A 16,936-nucleotide genomic window follows, 5' to 3' on the forward strand; every position below is an offset into this window, starting at 1 on the left:
TCCGTTGCATTGGGGGTGGTCACCGGCACGGATGCGCGGTGCATGGCCACTATGCGAACGGAACATGAAACCTTCTTTACGGAAAACCAACGAACGGTGCAGGGTGGTGTGCAACCTGCAACATTCCTGTCACGGCGGCGGTGCATCTGCCGGTTTGAGGATCACCTGCGCGACGCACGCGTGATGCAATCCGGGAAAAAGGTAGCTCACCCATCGATCCGGGGATGGGTAGCTCAACGTCAACGCCTGTTCCGGGACGTGGCCTGAAGGAGGAAGCACGCGCGCTGGCGCGACCTGGCGCTGGACGATCTGCCGACGCGTCACGCATGCGCCCCCGACATCCAGGCGCACGGAGTGCACGTGCTGGCGATCGGCCTGCAGCAGGACCATGCCGCCGGTGATCTGGAGTGGTGGGGACAGGGCCACCGGTGGCAGCGTGATGCCCGGCAATGCATAAGGTGTTTCGATGATGGCCACTGTCGCTGGCAGCATGGCGCGAAGGTCTTCCAGACGCGCCGCGCGGGGCAACGGTTTGCCCCAGCTGCGGGTCAGTTCGAGCAGACGATCTGCCTGCACGTCGTCAGCCATCGCCAGCTGGTCGGGTGCGGCCGCCGCACACAGTACAGGCAGCAGGATCGCAAGGTTTCCCCACCATAGACGCTGCATGGGTGAACTTCCGGTTCACGGATGCTGCCGGTATAGCACGCACCGGGTACAGGCAATAAAAAAGGGGCCGGATCACCCCCGCAATCGAAGGTTCTCCGGCCCCGCGCACTCCGTGGGGGAGGCGGTCCACGTACTGCGTGGACGAGGGCTTACCCCATGTACAGGCCACCGTTGACCGGATAATCGGCACCGGTCACGTACGAGGCTTCATCCGAGGCCAGCCATGCGCACAGGCCGGCCACTTCTTCCGGACGGCCCAGGCGGCGAACTGGCACCGAGGCGGCCAGCCGGTCCAGCACATCTGGCGGGAAACTGCTGATGGCCTGGCTGGCGATGTAACCCGGCGACAAGGTGTTGACGGTGACCCCGCGCGAGGCCACTTCCGCGGCCAGCGCACGGCTGAAGCCATGCATCGCGGCCTTGGCAGTGGCGTAGTTCACCTGGCCGATCTGGCCCTTGTGGGCGCTGACCGAACCGATGTTGATGATGCGGCCCCAGCCCCGCGTGGCCATGCCGTCGACCACCTGCTTGGTCAGGTTGAACAGCGAGTTGAGGTTGGAGGCGATCACCGCATTCCAGTCCTCCACCGTCATCTGCCGGAACAGCAGGTCGCGGCTGCCACCGGAATTGTTGACCAGCACGTCCACCTCACCCACTTCGGCACGCACCTTGGCAAATGCGCTGGTGGTCGAGGCCCAGTCGGTAGCGTTGCCTTCGGAGGCGATGAAGTCGAAGCCCTGTTCGCGCTGCTCGCGCAGCCAGTTGGCCTTGCGCGGCGAGTTCGGCGCGCAACCGGCAACCACGGTGTGGCCGCTGCGGGCCAGGCTCTGGCAGATGGCAGTACCGACACTGCCCATGCCGCTGGTGACGTAAGCGATTCGAAGCGTCATTGCAGAAGGCTCCTTGGTAAGAGGTCAGGCGGCGAGCGGGTACAGGCCGAACAGCAGGCTGCCGACCATCAGCAGCATCGAGATGGCGATGGCCCACTTCAGGGTGAACTTCTGGTGGTCGGCGAATTCGACTTTGGCCAGGCCTACCAGCAGGTAGGTGGACGGCACCAGCGGGCTGAGCAGGTGCACCGGCTGGCCGGCCAGCGAGGCGCGCGCCATTTCCACCGGGGTGATGCCGTAGTTGCCGGCGGCCTCGGACAGGATCGGCAGCACGCCGAAGTAGAACGCGTCGTTGGACATGAAGAACGTGAACGGCATCGATGCCACGGCGGTGATCACCGCCAGGTACGGGCCCCACGATTCCGGAATGACAGCCAGGAAGCTGTGCGACATCGCTTCGACCATGCCGGTGTTGTTGAGGATGCCTGTGAAGATGCCTGCGGCGAAGATCAGCGACACCACCGACAGCACGTTGCCGGCATGGTTGACTACGCGGCGGCGCTGCTCGGCCAGGTTCGGGTAGTTGATCACCAGGGCGATGGCGAAACCGACCATGAACAGGACCGGCATCGGCAGGATGCCGATGATCAGCGCGGTCATCAGTGCCACGGTCAGGGCCAGGTTCACCCACAGCAGCTTCGGACGCTTGATGTCCTCGGCGTCTTCCACCGTCGGCAGCGCATTGCTGTCGTCGGACACGCTGTTGTCCATCCAGCTGCCACCCTTGGGCAGGGTCACCACACCCAGCCGGCGGCGTTCCTTCAGGCCCAGGTACCAGGCCAGCAGCAGCACGCCGGCGCAGGCGATCACCATCGACGGGATCAGCGGCACGAACACATCGGCCGGGTCCACGTGCAGTGCAGTGGCCGCGCGTGCGGTCGGGCCACCCCACGGCGTCAGGTTCATCACCCCGCCGGCGAGGATGGTCACGCAGGTCATGTTCAGCGCGTTCATGCCCAACCGCTGGTACAGCGGCAGCATTGCCGAGACGGTGATCATGTAGGTGGTCGAGCCATCACCATCGAGCGAGATCAGCATCGCCAGCACGGCGGTGCCAAGCACGATCTTCATCGGATCGCCCTTGACGAAGCGCAGGATGATCCGCACCAGCGGATCGAACAGGCCCGCATCGATCATCACGCCGAAGTAGAGGATGGCGAACATCAGCATCACGCCGGTCGGCGCGATCTTCTTGATGCCCTCCAGCATCATCTCGTCGAGGCCGGCGCCGAAGCCACCGATCAGTGCGAACAGGATGGGGATGGTGATCAGGGCGACGAGCGGCGACAGGCGTTTGCTCATGATCAAGTACATGAACGTAATGACCATGCCAAAGCCGAGGATGCTCAGCATCATCTGCGGACTCCTTGCGAAAACAGGACGTGGGGGAGTGGAAGGGGTCCGGGCGGCATGCCCGGGATTGCGGGCTTAGAAGTCGTACTGCAGGCGGCCGGTGACCGCGCGCGTGCGGTCCACCGTGACCCCGGCCAGGCGGTCGCGGTTGCGGCTTTCGATGACGTTGAGCATGAAGCGCAGGTTGTCGCGCAGGTACCAGTTGCCACCCAGCGTCCAGGCTTCGGTGCTGCCGCGGCGCAGGTCCGGCGCACCGTCCAGGTGCTGCGCGCCCCACATCTGGTCGTAGCGCAATGCCAGTTCGAAGGCACCGGCCTTGTGGCGGATATCCTTCACCCGCGCGAAGCGGCCGGTCTTGCGGTCGTAGGCGCGGCTCTCGCCGGTGACAAACCAGCTGAGCATGCCGTAGGCGGCCATCACGTCACCGCGCTGGGCACCGTCATCGAAGGTGGCGCCGCTGAATTCGCCCTGCCAGGACAGCGGGCCGCGCACCTGCGCGTATTCCAGCGACCACTTGTTGACGTCGGTATCGCGGCCGGCGGAGAAGTTGACCAGGGTCAGGCGGCTTTCATCGGACAGATGGCCGGCCGGGCGCGGGCGGATGCTCAGGCCTGGAGTGCCGTTGGCGCCGGGGTTGTCGTACGCCTCGCGGGCCAGCGACAGGCCCAGGTGCAGCACGTCGCCCTCGCTGGGCGCGGGGGCCCAGGTGACGCGGCCACCGGCGGCGCGGCCCTTCACCTGCCAGGCGTCGATGCTTTCCAGGCTGTAGATGCTGGCCGCCCAGGTGAAGTCACCCGGATTGGCCTGCCACGACGCACCCAGGCGGTACAGCGGGGCCAGCGTGGTGCCGGCGTTGCCGCGCTCCAGGAAGCTGCCATAGTTGGAACCGGTGCGGTCGTCCAGCGAGAAATACTGCTTGAACTGGCCCACGGTGAGGCGGCCGGCATCACCGAAGCTGCGGCTCAGGTAGACGTCTTTGGCCTCGACACGGTCGCCGGAGAAATCGGCTTCCAGCTTGTAGTCGACCACGAAGAACTTGCCGGAAACGTCAACCCAGGCGCGGCGGATCTCGGTGTCGTCCTTGTTCGGCGTACCGCGGTTGTCGTTGTCGAAGGTGGCGAAGTCCAAGTGCAGGCGGCCGCCCAGGCTGGCGGTGACCGGACGGTCGTCTTCGGCGGCAAAGGCCGGCGCCGACAGGGCAGCCATAGCCATCATGGCGGCAGGACGCCGCCAGGCAAACGTGAATTCCACAAACCCTCCCAGGTGCACGCCAGGCGCGCGGCAATCGTGGGCACCGGACGGTGCGCGGCCGCAGTCTGGGTCGGGCAAGCTGTCATCGTCCTGTCAGCGATTTGTGCGGTGCAGCGAGGATCGTTGCCGCTGCGCTCGCCGGGCCATGCCCGGCGGACGCCATCCCGCTCCACGCGGTAGCATTCGTTTCCCCTCCCACCCCCGTGCCCATGCGCCTGCTGCTGGTCGAAGACAATCAGGATCTGGCCGATGCCATCATCCGCCGCATGCGCCGCAGTGGGCACGCCGTGGACTGGCAGGCCGATGGCCTGGCCGCCGCCAGCGTGCTGCGCTACCAGAGCTTCGACCTGGTCGTGCTGGATATCGGGCTGCCCAAGCTGGATGGCCTGCGCGTGCTTTCCGGCATGCGCGAGCGCGGCGACAGCACGCCGGTGCTGATGCTGACCGCGCGCGATGGCATCGAAGATCGGGTGCAGGCGCTGGATGTCGGTGCCGACGATTACCTGGGCAAGCCATTCGATTTCCGCGAGTTCGAAGCGCGCTGCCGCGTGCTGCTGCGCCGCGCGCGTGGCCAGGCCAGTGAGGTGGTGCAGATCGGGGGGTTCCAGTTCGACAATGCCGCGCACCGCGTCAGTCTCGACGGCGAACCGATCGAACTGCCCAACCGCGAGTACCGGTTGCTGGAGATTCTGGTCGGCCGCCTCGGCCAGGTGGTCGGCAAGGACGAAATCGGCAATGGCCTGTTCGGCTTCGATGACGAGGCCGGTCCGAATGCGATCGAGCTGTACATCGGTCGCCTGAGAAAAAAACTGGCCGCTGCGCCGTTGCGCATCACTACGGTGCGCGGTGTCGGCTACCTGCTGGAAGCCAGTGATACCCATGCCGACGCCGATGGCTGACGCACGTGCTGCGACCGCGGCGCCGGGTTCGTTGCGGCGCACCCTGCTGCTCTACCTCGGCGTGCTGCTGGCGGTGTTCGCGGTGGCCCTGCTGTTTGCCGCACGCGATTACGGCCAGCGCGCCGCCAACCGATCCTATGATCACCTGCTGGTGTCCTCGGCGCTGTCCATCGCCGATTCGGTGGCCCTGGTCGACGGCCAATGGCAGGTCGACCTGCCTTATGCGGCGCTGGACCTGCTGGCGATGGCGCCGGAGGATCGCGTGTTCTATCGGGTCGCCGACAGCCGCGGCAACCTGATCACCGGCTATGGCGATCTGCCGGAGCCGCCGCGCCGGCCGGGCACGCAACCGCAGTTGTTCGATGCGGCCTACAGCGGTGAAACCGTGCGTTTCGTCATGGTCGGCCGCAGCTTTGCCGCGGCCTCCGCGCAGGGCGAGGTGCAGGTCCAGGTCGGTCAGACCCGGCGCGCCCGCGAAGCGGTGGCGCAGGACCTGGTCAATCGAGCGTTGCTGGCGATCGGTGTGCTGTCCGGCCTCCTGCTGGCGCTGGTGGCCTTTGGCGTGCATCGCGCGTTCCGGCCGCTGGTGCGGGTGGAACGCGAGCTGTCGCGCCGCGAGCCGTCCGACCTGAAACCGCTGGATGCGCGCGTGCCGCGTGAGATGGACCAGATGGTGGCCGCCTTGAACCGCTTCATGGAGCGCCTGTCCAGCAGCAACGAGACGCTGCGCGCCTTCATGGCGGAGGCCGCGCACCAGATGCGCACGCCGCTGGCGGCGCTGCGTGCGCAGGCGCAGCTGGCGCTGGACGACGACGACCCGGAAGACATGCGCCGCAGCCTGCAGGCGATCGAGCGCAACGCCACCCATATGAGCCGGTTGCTCAACCAGCTGCTCAGCGATGCCAGCGTGATCCATCGTTCGCACCTGCAGCGCTTTGCGACGGTGGACCTGGCCGAGACCGTGCACCAGGCCCTGCATGAAGCGCTGCCGCAGGCCGGCCCGGCGCCGCGCGTGCAACTGGCGATGACCGCCGAGCCGGTGCAGGTGCATGGCGATGCACTGCTGCTGCGCGAGGCGATCAAGAACCTGGTCGACAACGCCCTGAAGTACGGTGGCGATGGCCCCTTGCAGATCGCACTGACCGTGGAAGGTGGGCAGGCGGTGCTGACCATTGCCGACCACGGCACCGGGATTGCCGCAGCAGACGCAGAGCGCGTCTTTGAACGTTTTGCCCGTGGCGAAGGTGCGCCGTCCGGCGGTGCTGGCCTCGGCCTCGCCATCGTCAAGCGCGTGGTCGACAGCCACGGCGGCCGCATCGACCTCAGCAACCGTCCGCAGGGCGGCTTGATCGCTACCATCCGCCTGCCCCGGAGCAGTTCATGATCCGCCTGTTCGCCGCTGCCGTTGCCTTGCTGCTGGCCGTGCCGGTGCTGGCCGCGCCGGGCGACGTGCGCCGCTTCCCTGCGCAGGGAAAGGCGGCTGCGCAGCTGCGCATCCACGGCACCACCGACATCGAAGTGTTCGCTGTGGTCATCGCCGACTACCAGCGCCTGCATCCCGGCACCGAAGTGGTGTACGAGGACATCATCACCCAGGACCTGTACGCGCGTTACCTGCATGACCGCGCCGGACCTGCATCGCCGGACCTGCTGATCTCCAGCGGCATGGATCTGCAGACCAAGCTCGTCAACGACGGCCATGCACTACCGCACCGTTCGGCGCAGACCGCTGCGCTGCCGGCCTGGGCGCAGTGGCGCAACGAGGCGTTCGGGATCAGCTACGAGCCGGTGGTCATGGTCTACAACACCCGAGCGCTGCCTGCAGCGAAGGTGCCGCACACCCGGCGTCAGCTGCTGGACCGGCTGCGCGCGGAGGGCGCGCCGCTGCGCGGAAAGGTCGGCACCTATGACATCGAGCGCAGCAGTGTCGGTTACCTGCTGGCGACCCAGGACGCGCAGCGTGGCAGCATCGCCGGTGCATTGCTGGGTGCGCTCGGTGACAACGACGTGGTGCGCGAAGAGCGCACCGGCGTGCTGCTGGACCAGGTGGCCAGCGGTCAGCTGTCGCTGGTCTACAACGTGCTCGGCTCCTACGCGCAGGCACGTGTTGATGCCGGCGCGCCGCTGGCCATCGTCGAACCCGAGGACTACACGCTGGTGGTGCTGCGTACCGCAGTGATTCCGCGCACGGGTCCGCACCCGGAAGAAGCGCGGCGCTTCCTCGATTACCTGCTGTCGCCACGCGGCCAGCAGGTGCTGTCGCGCGAGGCGCGGCTGATGCCGATCGTCACCGGCAGTGCACGCGGCGCGAATGCACCCGGCCGCAGCCGCCGCCCGATCCAGCTCGGTCCCGGCCTGCTGGTGTACCTGGACGCGCTCAAGCGCCGCCAGTTCCTCGATGCGTGGCGCAGCAGCGTGGAGCCGGCGGGGCGCTGATGCCCTGATGGCGCCGGGCCATGCCCGGCGGAGGCCGTTGGCTGCCCGTACAATGGCGGCATGAGCGAATACACCATCCTGATCGCCGATGACCACCCGCTGCTGCGTTCGGCGGTGGTGCAGTCATTGCGGCAGAGCCTGCCGCTGGTGCAGGTGCGCGAGGTTGCCAGCGCCGAAGCGCTGGCTGAGGCACTCGACGCGCACCCGGATGTGGACCTGGTGCTGCTCGACCTGACCATGCCCGGCGCACACGGTTTTTCCGCGCTGCTGCACGTGCGCGGCTCGCATCCGGACATACCGGTGGTCATCCTCTCGTCCAACGACCACCCGCGTGTGATCCGCCGCGCGCAGCAGTTCGGCGCGGCCGGTTTCATCCCGAAGTCGGCGCCGGCCGAGACCATCGGCGAGGCGGTGCAGGCCGTGCTTGATGGGGGCCTGTGGTTCCCGGCGATGGCCGCCGAGCGTTCGGAGGCCGATGCGCTGCTGGCCAGCCGCCTGGCGCAGCTGACCCCGCAGCAGTTCCGCGTGCTGCTGTGCCTGGCCGATGGCCTGCTCAACAAGCAGATTGCTTACACGCTGGGTCTGGCGGAAAACACGGTGAAGGTGCATGTCACCGCGATCCTGAAGAAGCTCGAATGCCACAGCCGCACGCAGGCCGCAGTGCTGGTGAAGGCGCTGGAGCCTGAGGGCGACGCCGGCACCGGGTTGTAGTTTCCAACCAACGGCGCAGCCCCTCGTGGGTGGTGCCTGGTTGGTCACCGAGAGCCGGATTGCTGAGGGCTGGCCGGGTGGGTGGGTAGTGCGGGGACGCCGTAAACCCATCCATGGGGGCTTGGCCGCGGCATCCATGCCGCGGACACCCCGCACTACCCACCCACCCGGCCGCTGACAGTTCATGGTGTTCTCCCACCCACGGAGAAGAAAAGAAGATCAAAAGCGGGTCGCGCGCTGCGCTTTCTCGTGTAGAGCGGAGCCGATGCTCGGCTTCGCGGACCCGCCCAAAGCAGCCGAGCGTGGGCTCGGCTCTACAAAAAAAAGCGGCCCACCCACGGCTTTTGCTTTCCACGACCAACCAGACACCACCCACGAGGGGCTGCGCCGTTGGCTGGAATCACCCGCGATGCCGCACCAGCAACTGACTCATCAGCGCCCGCAGCGCCGGCGGCTTCACCGGCTTGGCCATCATTCCCCAGCCACGTTCGGCGGCCATCTCACGCAATCCCGCATCGCGTTCGGCGGTGACCAGCACCACCGGCGGACGGGCCTGCCACAGCTCTGCCAATGTCTCGTACAGCACCGGTCCATGGTGGTCGCCCATGCGTACATCCAGCAGCACCAGCTCCGGCACTGTTCCGGCGCTGGCCAGCTGCAGCGCGGCCTGCGGGCCGTCGGCCAGCACCACCTCGCAGCCCCAGCGCTCCAGCAACGCGCGGCTGGCTGCACACACGTGCGGGTCGTCGTCGATCACCCACACCCGGCACCCGCGCAGGGGATTGTCCGCAGCAGGCTCCTGCACCAGCACCGGAGGTGGTGCAGTGGCTGGAATCGCGCTGGCCTCGCCGAATGGCACGCCCACCGCGAACACGCTGCCCTGGCCCAGCTGCGAGCGCAGCCGGATCGGATGGCCGAGCAGGCGGCCGATACGGTCGACGATCGCCAGGCCGAGGCCGGCACCGCGTTGCTGGCCATCATGCAGGCGGCGGAATTCCTCGAAGATCTCGCCTTGCAACGCGTCCGGAATGCCAGGACCCTGGTCGTGCACTTCGATCCACAGCAGCCCTTCGCGGCGTCGGCAGCCCAGCAGCACGCGGCCGCGCTCGCTGTAGCGCAGTGCATTGGACAGGAAATTCTGCAGGATGCGGCGCAGCAGTGCCTCATCGCTGACCACTACGGCATTGGTATCGACCCAGTCGACCACCAGCCCACGCGACTGTGCGGCGATGCCGAATTCGCGTGCGAGCGTCTGCAGCAGCGGCCCGAGCCGGAAGGCCTGTACACGGGTCGGCAGGCTGCCCGATTCCAGCCGGGCGATATCCAGCAGGCTGTTGAGGATCGCATCCTGCGCGGCCAGTGCAGCGTCGATGTGGTCGCTGGTCTGCTGCTGCACCGGGTCACTCAGCTTGCCGCGCAGCACCGAGACGAACATGCGCGCGGCATTGAGCGGTTGCAGCAGGTCGTGCACGGCCGAGGCGACGAAGCGGGTCTTGTAGCGGTTGGCCTGTTCGGCCTCGCGGCGTGCTTCGTCCAGGTCACGGGTGCGCTCGGCAATCCGATGTTCCAGTGCATCGGCCAGCGAGCGCAGTTCGCGCGCGGCATTCTTGTAGCTGGTGATGTCGGCGTAGCTGGTGACGAAGCCGCCGTCAGGCAGCGGATTGCCGCGGATTTCCAGCACCGTGCCGTCATCCTTCTCGCTCTCGCGCATGTGCGGGCGGCCACTGCGCAGGTGGTTCAGGCGGCGCTCGATGGCCTCGTCGACCGGGCCGGGACCGAGCAGGCCGCGGCGGGCATTGAAGCGGAACAGCTCTTCGATCGGCCGGCCCACGCGTACCAGGTCCAGCGGGAAACGGAACAGCTCCAGGTAGCGCGAATTCCAGGCAACCAGGCGCAACTCGCGATCGATCACCACCACGCCCTGCGGCAGGTGTTCGAGGCTGCGGCTGAGTCCGCTGTCGGCGTCGGTGGCCGCCTGCAGCAGGCCATCCTGTGCGGTGCGCAGTTCCTGTGCGTGCTGCTTGAGCAGGGTTTCCAGTTCGCGGCGGCTGCGCAGTCGATGCTTGGCCAGGCGCCGCCGCTGCTGCACGAACAGTACCAGGAAGCCCAGTGCCAGCCACGCTGCGCCACCGGTCAGGGCCGCGGCTCGCCCGGCTGCAGTGGCGGCACTGGCATCGTGCAGCAGGTGCAGGTTCCAGTTCTCGGCTGGCAGCGGCAGGCTCTGCCACAGCATCGGCTGCGGCAGTACAGGATCCAGCAGGCGCACCATGCGGCCACCGTCGGCCAGCACGTCTTCAGTGCGTGCGCGCAGTGGCTGCAGGGCACGGTCGGCGTACTGGCGCGCATCCAGCATCTCGCGGCGCTCATCCGCGCCCAGCGGGCGCAGCAGCCTGTAGCGCCAGCTGTCACGGTTGGCCAGGAACACCACGTCGTGGTCGTCACTGGCCAGCACCACGTCCGGGCTGCTCAGCCATTCCTGTTCCAGTGCGGACAGCTCGACCTTGATCACCACTACGCCCAGTCGCTTGCCGTCTTCCTCGATGGCCTGCGACAGGTAGTAGCCGGGCACGCCGGTGGTCATGCCGATCCCGTAGAAGCGGCCACGGCCCTGGGCCAGCGCCTGGCGGTAGTAGGGGCGGTAGCTGTAGTTCTCGCCGACGTTGGTGGTCGGCTGGTCCCAGTTGCTCGCCGCCACGGCCACGCCATCGTGACCGACCAGGGTCAGGGTGGAAGCGCGGGTGACTTCATTGGCACGTTGCAGCTTGAGGTTCAGCCGCTGCCGTTCGGTGGGCGAGGGTGGCACGCGTAGTGCGTGCAGAAGATCCGGATCGAGCGCCAGCACCTGCGGCAACGTGCCGAATCGGTCGATACGCTGCTGCAGCCCCTGGCCGTAAAGCTGAAGCTGGCGTTGCACCTGGCTGCTCTCGTCGCCGAGGGCGCGTCGCCATGCGTAGTGGCCGGCGGCGACGGCGCACAGCACGGTGCCGCCGACCATGACCAGCAGGGTGAGCAACAGCATCCGGTGGCGGCTGAGCCAGTACATGGCGGCAGTCTACGCAGGGCCGGCGGGCGTGACGTGCACGCCCGCCGGGGTCTGACGTGGAAGGGGTCAGAAGTGCATCTGCGCGCGCAGTTCGAAGATCTCCGGCGTGCTGTGCACGCCACGACGGCTGGCGTCGACCTTCACGTAGTTGGCCTGGAACTTGAAATGGCTGGTCAGGTACCAGTTCGCGCCCAGGGTCAGGTCGTGCTGGCGGCCGCCGAGGATGCTGCCGTCGTCGAGGTCGAGGCGGCTGTAGCGGGCCACCAGTTCCACCGCGCCGTAGTCGTGGGCCGGCTTGATGTTGGCCACCGCACCGGCGTTGTACGGGCGCGATTCGCCGGTCAGCACCCAGCTGGCCATCGCGTACTGGCCGCTGCCGGTGTAGTCGGGCTTGCCGTCATTGCGGGTGACCGTGGCGCGCAGGGCTTCGGCCTGCAGCGAGAACGGGCCGCGGATCCAGATGCCTTCCAGGCCGGTGCGCCGGATCTGGTCGGCGGTGACCAGCGCGCCGGAATCGACGAAGCGGATATCGGTCAGGCCGGCTTCCGGGCGGGCACGCAGGCGTGCGCTGGCTTCGTGGTGGACGTCGCGGCCATCGCTGTAACCACGCGGATTCTCCTGAGAATAGGCCAGGCCCAGGTGGATTACGTCACCAGGTGCCTTCACCGGGGTCCACACCGCACGCACCGCCTGGGTGGTGCCGGGGTTGTCACCCTGCAGGTCCTTGCCGCCATAGGCGCCGGCCTGCAACAGGTACTGCGGGCGTTCCAGCACCCATTCCACGCCGGTACGACGGCCTGCGTAGAAGGCCTGCACGGGCAGCGCGGTTTCCAGGAAGCTGCCGGCGCGCGAGGAGGTATTCGCATCCAGGCCGACCGGGGTCTTCATGTAGCCGAAGCGGAAGCGGCCGATGTCGCGGCCGAAGAAGGCCTTGCTCTCGAAGCGCACGAATACGTCCAGCCAGGTGTCGGCCTGGAAGTCGTAGTAGACCATCGCGTCGTAGACGCCCTTCTTCTTCAGCGTTGCACCGAATTCCTTGCGGCGCACGGCATCGTCATCCTCAAGGCCGCTGCCCGAGGAGAAATCGTTGTAGTCGTAGGCGATGTTGGCGGTGGCCGCCAGCTCGGTGCCGTCGCCGAAGGCGTACTTGGTCGGCCAGTTGTCGAAATCGGCAGCCGAAGCGAAGGCGGGAAGGGCGGCCAGCGACAAGGCCAGCAAGGTGGGAATCGGGCGCATGTTGTGTGCGGCTCTCTCAGATTGCGTGTGGACAGGACAACAACGGCCGCAAGGGCCGGAACTTTCGCAATGACGCGCCCGGCCATTCAGCTCGGGCCACCGGCCTCCCCGTGATCGGGCGGTGCGGCGCCAGTGTAGGCACCGCTGCCACCTGAACCGGGGGGCTAGTACCAATAGGTTATCTGCGCCGGCGTGCCCGGCGCGTACAAAGGCGTCCATTGGTCGCACCCCCTGCGCGTGCAGCACAGGGCCTGCGAGCAGTTTCCACGGTAACGGTTCCCGTGCAGTGCTGGGGCCGTACGTGCCTGAAAACGCCCCTTCCGGAGTCCGCCATGCACATCCCGACCGCAGCCCCGGCGCCTGCAAAGCCGTTGCCGATCTATCGCCAGCTGTACTTCCAGGTGATCGTGGCGATCGTCCTGGGCGCCATCCTCGGCCACTACGAACCGCTGGTTGGCGAGAAGATGAAGCCGCTCGGCGATGCCTTCATCAATCTGGTGAAGATGATCATCGCGCCGGTGATCTTCCTGACCATCGTCACCGGCATCGCCAGCATGACCCACCTGCGCACGGTGGGCCGCGTATTCGCCAAGGCGATGGCGTACTTCCTGTTCTTCTCCACGCTGGCGCTGATCGTCGGCATGATCGTGGCGCATGTGGTGCAGCCGGGCGCCGGCATGAACATCAACCCGGCCGAGCTCGACCAGACCGCGGTGCACAGCTACGTCGAGAAGTCGCACGACCTGACCCTGGTCGGCTTCCTGATGGACATCATTCCGAAGACGCTGGTGAGCGCCTTCGTCGATGGCAACATCCTGCAGGTGCTGTTCATCGCGGTGCTGTTTGGCATCGCCCTGGCATCGGTGGGCGAGAAAGGCAAGCCGATCCTGAGCTTCCTGGAGGCGCTGGTCGCCCCGGTGTTCAAGCTGGTGCACATCCTGATGAAGGCCGCGCCGATCGGTGCCTTCGGTGCGATTGCCTTCACCATTGGCAAGTACGGCGTCGGTTCGCTGGTCAACCTGGCCTGGCTGGTCGGCTCGTTCTACCTCACCGCGTTCCTGTTCGTAGCGGTGATCCTGGGCGTGGTCTGCCGCCTGTGCGGGTTCTCGGTGTTCAAGCTGGCGCGCTACCTGAAGGCCGAACTGCTGCTGGTGCTGGGCACGTCCTCGTCGGAGTCGGCGCTGCCGTCGCTGATGGAGAAGATGGAACGCGCCGGCTGCAGCAAGTCGGTGGTCGGCCTGGTGGTTCCCACCGGCTACTCGTTCAACCTGGACGGCACCAACATCTACATGACCCTGGCCGCGCTGTTCATCGCCCAGGCCACCAATACCGAACTGACCCTGGGCCACCAGATCGCCCTGCTGCTGGTCGCCATGCTCAGCTCCAAGGGCGCAGCGGGTGTCACCGGTGCCGGCTTCATCACCCTGGCCGCTACGCTGGCGGTGGTGCCGGAAGTGCCGGTGGCCGGCATGGCACTGATCCTCGGCGTGGACCGCTTCATGAGCGAGTGCCGCTCGCTGACCAACTTCATCGGCAACGCCGTGGCCACCGTGGTGGTCTCGCGCTGGGAAGGCGCGCTGGACCGCAACCGCCTGCAGCTGGCGCTGGACGGCCGCGAGAGCGAGCTGCCGCCGCCGATCGACGCGGTGCCCGAGGCACTGCCGGCCAAGGGCTGATCCAGGTGTGTGGTACTGCGGGGCCGATCACGACAGTGGTACGGCCCCGCAGCGTTTCAAGGCGTCCCATGGCTGTCATGGCCAGCGCCGAAGCTGTCCCTTCAGGCCGTCGCATACGCCCCGGAATTGTGCGGTCGCAGCATGACTGCGACAGGGTAGCGACAGGTCCGAGCGCTCCAACGGGGGTATGATCCCCTGTCCCTTCTGCCCATTCATGTAACCCACATCGATGTCCAACGAAGATTTCAAACAGGCCGCCCTCGATTACCACCGGATGTCCCCGCCGGGCAAGATCAAGGTTTCCGCTACCAAGCCCATGCTGACCCAGCGCGACCTGTCGCTGGCGTATTCGCCGGGCGTGGCATATGCCTGTGAAGCGATCAAGGCCGACCCGCAGCAGGCCAGCGAGCTGACCGCGCGCGGCAACCTGGTGGCGGTGATCTCCAACGGCACCGCGGTGCTGGGCCTGGGCAACATCGGCGCACTGGCCGGCAAGCCGGTGATGGAAGGCAAGGGCGTGCTGTTCCAGAAGTTCGCCGGCATCGATGTGTTCGACATCGAAGTGGATGAAACCGACCCGGACAAGCTGGTCGACATCATCGCCTCGCTGGAACCGACCTTCGGCGGCATCAACCTGGAAGACATCAAGGCACCGGAGTGCTTCATCGTCGAGCGCAAGCTGCGCGAGCGCATGAAGATCCCGGTGTTCCATGACGACCAGCACGGCACGGCGATCATCGTCGGTGCGGCGGTGCTCAACGCCATGGCGATCACCGGCAAGAAGATCGAGGAAGTGAAGCTGGCGACCACGGGCATGGGCGCGGCTGGCATTTCCTGTGTGAACATGCTGGTACAGCTGGGCCTGAAGCCGGAAAACATCCTGGCCTTCGACCGCGAGGGCGTGATCCACACCGGCCGTACCGATCTGGACCCGGAAAAGCAGCGTTATGCGCGCGACACCGACAAGCGCACCCTGGCCGAGATCGTCGCCGGTGCGGACATCTTCCTGGGCCTGTCGGCGCCGGGCATCCTGACCGCCGACATGGTCAAGACGATGGCGCCGGATCCGGTGATCTTCGCGCTGGCCAACCCGACCCCGGAAATCATGCCGGAACTGGCGCGCGCGGCGCGCCCGGACGCGATCATCGGTACCGGCCGTTCGGACTACCCGAACCAGGTCAACAACGTGCTGTGCTTCCCGTACCTGTTCCGTGGTGCGCTGGACGTGGGCGCGACCGCGATCAACGAGGAAATGAAGATAGCGTGCGTGCGCGCGATCGCCGCGCTGGCGCGTCGTGCGGCCACCGACATGGGTTCGGCCTATGGCGGCGAGACCCCGAGCTTCGGCCGCGAATACCTGATTCCGCGCCCGTTCGACCGCCGCCTGCTGGTGGAGCTGTCGGCTGCGGTGGCCCAGGCTGCGATGGATTCGGGCGTGGCCGCCCGTCCGATCGCCGACATGGGCGCCTACCGCGACAAGCTGGCCCAGTTCGTCTACCGCACCAGCCTGATGATGAAGCCGGTCTACGACCGCGCACGCAGTGACAAGCAGCGCGTGGTCTACGCCGAAGGCGAAGAGGAGGTGGTGCTGCAGGCGGTGCAGAACGTGGTCGATGACGGCCTGGCGCATCCGATCCTGATCGGTCGCCCGGAAGTGATCGAGTCGCGCATCGAGCGTCTGGGCCTGCGCTTGAAGATCGGCGAGAACATTGAAGTCACCAACATCAATGACGACCCGCGCTTCAACGAGTACTGGCAGTACTACCACGGCCTGACCGGCCGTCGCGGCGTGACCGTGGCCGCGGCGAAGAACCTGATGCGTTCGCGTCCGACCCTGATCGCGGCGGTGATGGTGGCCCGTGGTGAGGCCGACGCGATGCTGACCGGCATCGTCGGCCGTTTCCACAAGAAGCTGGGTTACGTGCGCAGCGTGCTGCCGCTGGAGCCGAAGGTCACCTCGACCTCGGCGATGACCGGCGTGATCAACCAGCAGGGCGTGTTCTTCTTCGTCGATACGCACGTGCAGGAAGACCCGACTGCCGAGCAGCTGTGCGAAGCGACCCTGCAGGCCGCCTACCGCATGAAGCTGTTCGGCGTGGAACCGAAGGTGGCGCTGCTGTCGCACTCCAACTTCGGCAGCCACGACTCGAAGGATGCGCTGAAGATGCGCCAGGTGCGCGAGCTGCTGCTCAAGCGCAACCCGCGTCTGAACGTGGATGGCGAGATGCAGGGCGACACCGCATGGGATGAAGCGCTGCGCCAGAAACTGCTGCCGGGTTCGACCCTGCAGGGCCGTGCCAACCTGTTCGTGTTGCCGAACCTGGAAGCGGCCAACATCGCCTACAACCTGGTGCGCGTGTTCACCGACGGCGTGGCGATCGGCCCGATCCTGATGGGCGTGAACAAGCCGGTGCACATCCTGACCACCAGCGCGACCTCGCGCCGGATCCTGAACATGACCGCGATTGCCGCGGTCGATGCGCAGATCCGCAAGCAGCTCGAAGCGGAAAAGAAGGCGTAAGCCTTCTTTCCGATTCCGGCTGCAGAAGCGCGCCCCCCGGGGCGCGTTTCTGTTTCAGCAAAGCGGAAACGGGTAGTGCCGGCCGCTGGCCGGCAACCCCAATGAAGTCCAGGTACGACGACAGCCGGCCAGCGGCCGGCTCTACCGCCCGCCGGCCTGTGCCACACGCGCTACGCAACCCGGTCATTACCCTGCAACGCCACTACGGTCCAATACGCCCACGTGGCCCGGCCGCGGGAAGGGACCGGACCGGC

The 16,936-nt window shown here is 66.8% G+C and carries 12 protein-coding genes; 6 read left to right on the plus strand and 6 right to left on the minus strand.

The genetic code is table 11. The features are described from left to right. Positions 1–129: 129 nt before the first annotated feature. The 4 genes from AC13GA_RS14290 to AC13GA_RS14305 all read right to left on the minus strand — a co-directional run bounded on the left by AC13GA_RS14290 (position 130) and on the right by AC13GA_RS14305 (position 4,124). The gene (locus tag AC13GA_RS14290; RefSeq protein WP_482998393.1) at positions 130–588 is read right to left on the minus strand and encodes a hypothetical protein; all 459 of its coding nucleotides are present in this window, start codon (positions 586–588) and stop codon (positions 130–132) included. 227 nt (positions 589–815) lie between these two features. Beyond that, complete coding sequence (gene phbB, locus AC13GA_RS14295) at positions 816–1,556, minus strand: acetoacetyl-CoA reductase (protein WP_340571989.1); 741 nt, start codon at positions 1,554–1,556, stop codon at positions 816–818. Between the two features lie 24 nt (positions 1,557–1,580). After that, a complete protein-coding gene (locus tag AC13GA_RS14300; protein WP_046987164.1) occupies positions 1,581–2,909 on the minus strand; it encodes a CitMHS family transporter in 1,329 nt (442 codons plus the stop codon). Positions 2,910–2,984: 75 nt separating this feature from the next. Beyond that, entirely contained in the window at positions 2,985–4,124 is a 1,140-nt protein-coding gene (locus AC13GA_RS14305; protein ID WP_253078689.1) for an OprO/OprP family phosphate-selective porin, read from the minus strand. A 245-nt stretch (positions 4,125–4,369) separates the two neighbouring features. On the opposite strand from AC13GA_RS14305, the gene AC13GA_RS14310 reads away from it, so the two are divergent. From AC13GA_RS14310 to AC13GA_RS14325, 4 genes are read left to right on the plus strand one after another with little or no spacing between them, the layout of a single operon-like run. Beyond that, a complete protein-coding gene (locus AC13GA_RS14310; protein WP_253078688.1) occupies positions 4,370–5,059 on the plus strand; it encodes a response regulator in 690 nt (229 codons plus the stop codon). Beyond that, the gene (locus tag AC13GA_RS14315) at positions 5,052–6,443 is read left to right on the plus strand and encodes a sensor histidine kinase N-terminal domain-containing protein (RefSeq protein WP_482998394.1); all 1,392 of its coding nucleotides are present in this window, start codon (positions 5,052–5,054) and stop codon (positions 6,441–6,443) included. The genes AC13GA_RS14310 and AC13GA_RS14315 overlap by 8 nt, the downstream gene beginning before the upstream one ends. Beyond that, a complete protein-coding gene (locus AC13GA_RS14320; RefSeq protein ID WP_426355195.1) occupies positions 6,440–7,495 on the plus strand; it encodes an ABC transporter substrate-binding protein in 1,056 nt (351 codons plus the stop codon). Before AC13GA_RS14315 ends, AC13GA_RS14320 begins: the two co-directional genes overlap by 4 nt. Positions 7,496–7,555: 60 nt before the next feature. Further along, the gene (locus AC13GA_RS14325) at positions 7,556–8,206 is read left to right on the plus strand and encodes a response regulator (RefSeq protein WP_337302179.1); all 651 of its coding nucleotides are present in this window, start codon (positions 7,556–7,558) and stop codon (positions 8,204–8,206) included. 400 nt (positions 8,207–8,606) lie between these two features. Here AC13GA_RS14325 and AC13GA_RS14330 read toward each other — a convergent pair whose 3' ends face one another. Next, the gene (locus tag AC13GA_RS14330; protein ID WP_482998395.1) at positions 8,607–11,249 is read right to left on the minus strand and encodes a hybrid sensor histidine kinase/response regulator; all 2,643 of its coding nucleotides are present in this window, start codon (positions 11,247–11,249) and stop codon (positions 8,607–8,609) included. A 66-nt stretch (positions 11,250–11,315) separates the two neighbouring features. Next, entirely contained in the window at positions 11,316–12,485 is a 1,170-nt protein-coding gene (locus tag AC13GA_RS14335; protein ID WP_065724721.1) for an OprO/OprP family phosphate-selective porin, read from the minus strand. Positions 12,486–12,817: 332 nt separating this feature from the next. Here AC13GA_RS14335 and AC13GA_RS14340 point away from each other — a divergent pair, with 332 nt between their 5' ends. After that, entirely contained in the window at positions 12,818–14,161 is a 1,344-nt protein-coding gene (locus AC13GA_RS14340; RefSeq protein WP_253078774.1) for a dicarboxylate/amino acid:cation symporter, read from the plus strand. A 229-nt stretch (positions 14,162–14,390) separates the two neighbouring features. After that, positions 14,391–16,682: an NADP-dependent malic enzyme gene (locus AC13GA_RS14345; RefSeq protein WP_136638946.1), complete on the plus strand. Its 2,292-nt coding sequence runs from the start codon at positions 14,391–14,393 to the stop codon at positions 16,680–16,682. Positions 16,683–16,936: the final 254 nt, after the last annotated feature.

The organism is Stenotrophomonas sp. 22DLJC03, assembly GCF_056861405.1.

What these genes read in the sequence shown, in the direction of transcription:
- AC13GA_RS14290 (WP_482998393.1), bottom strand. Translation starts at nt 588, where the DNA reads ATGGCTGACGACGTGCAGGCAGATCGTCTGCTCGAACTGACCCGCAGC.
- phbB (WP_340571989.1), bottom strand. Translation starts at nt 1,556, where the DNA reads ATGACGCTTCGAATCGCTTACGTCACCAGCGGCATGGGCAGTGTCGGT.
- AC13GA_RS14300 (WP_046987164.1), bottom strand. Translation starts at nt 2,909, where the DNA reads ATGCTGAGCATCCTCGGCTTTGGCATGGTCATTACGTTCATGTACTTG.
- AC13GA_RS14305 (WP_253078689.1), bottom strand. Translation starts at nt 4,124, where the DNA reads ATGATGGCTATGGCTGCCCTGTCGGCGCCGGCCTTTGCCGCCGAAGAC.
- AC13GA_RS14310 (WP_253078688.1), top strand. Translation starts at nt 4,370, where the DNA reads ATGCGCCTGCTGCTGGTCGAAGACAATCAGGATCTGGCCGATGCCATC.
- AC13GA_RS14315 (WP_482998394.1), top strand. Translation starts at nt 5,052, where the DNA reads ATGGCTGACGCACGTGCTGCGACCGCGGCGCCGGGTTCGTTGCGGCGC.
- AC13GA_RS14320 (WP_426355195.1), top strand. Translation starts at nt 6,440, where the DNA reads ATGATCCGCCTGTTCGCCGCTGCCGTTGCCTTGCTGCTGGCCGTGCCG.
- AC13GA_RS14325 (WP_337302179.1), top strand. Translation starts at nt 7,556, where the DNA reads ATGAGCGAATACACCATCCTGATCGCCGATGACCACCCGCTGCTGCGT.
- AC13GA_RS14330 (WP_482998395.1), bottom strand. Translation starts at nt 11,249, where the DNA reads ATGTACTGGCTCAGCCGCCACCGGATGCTGTTGCTCACCCTGCTGGTC.
- AC13GA_RS14335 (WP_065724721.1), bottom strand. Translation starts at nt 12,485, where the DNA reads ATGCGCCCGATTCCCACCTTGCTGGCCTTGTCGCTGGCCGCCCTTCCC.
- AC13GA_RS14340 (WP_253078774.1), top strand. Translation starts at nt 12,818, where the DNA reads ATGCACATCCCGACCGCAGCCCCGGCGCCTGCAAAGCCGTTGCCGATC.
- AC13GA_RS14345 (WP_136638946.1), top strand. Translation starts at nt 14,391, where the DNA reads ATGTCCAACGAAGATTTCAAACAGGCCGCCCTCGATTACCACCGGATG.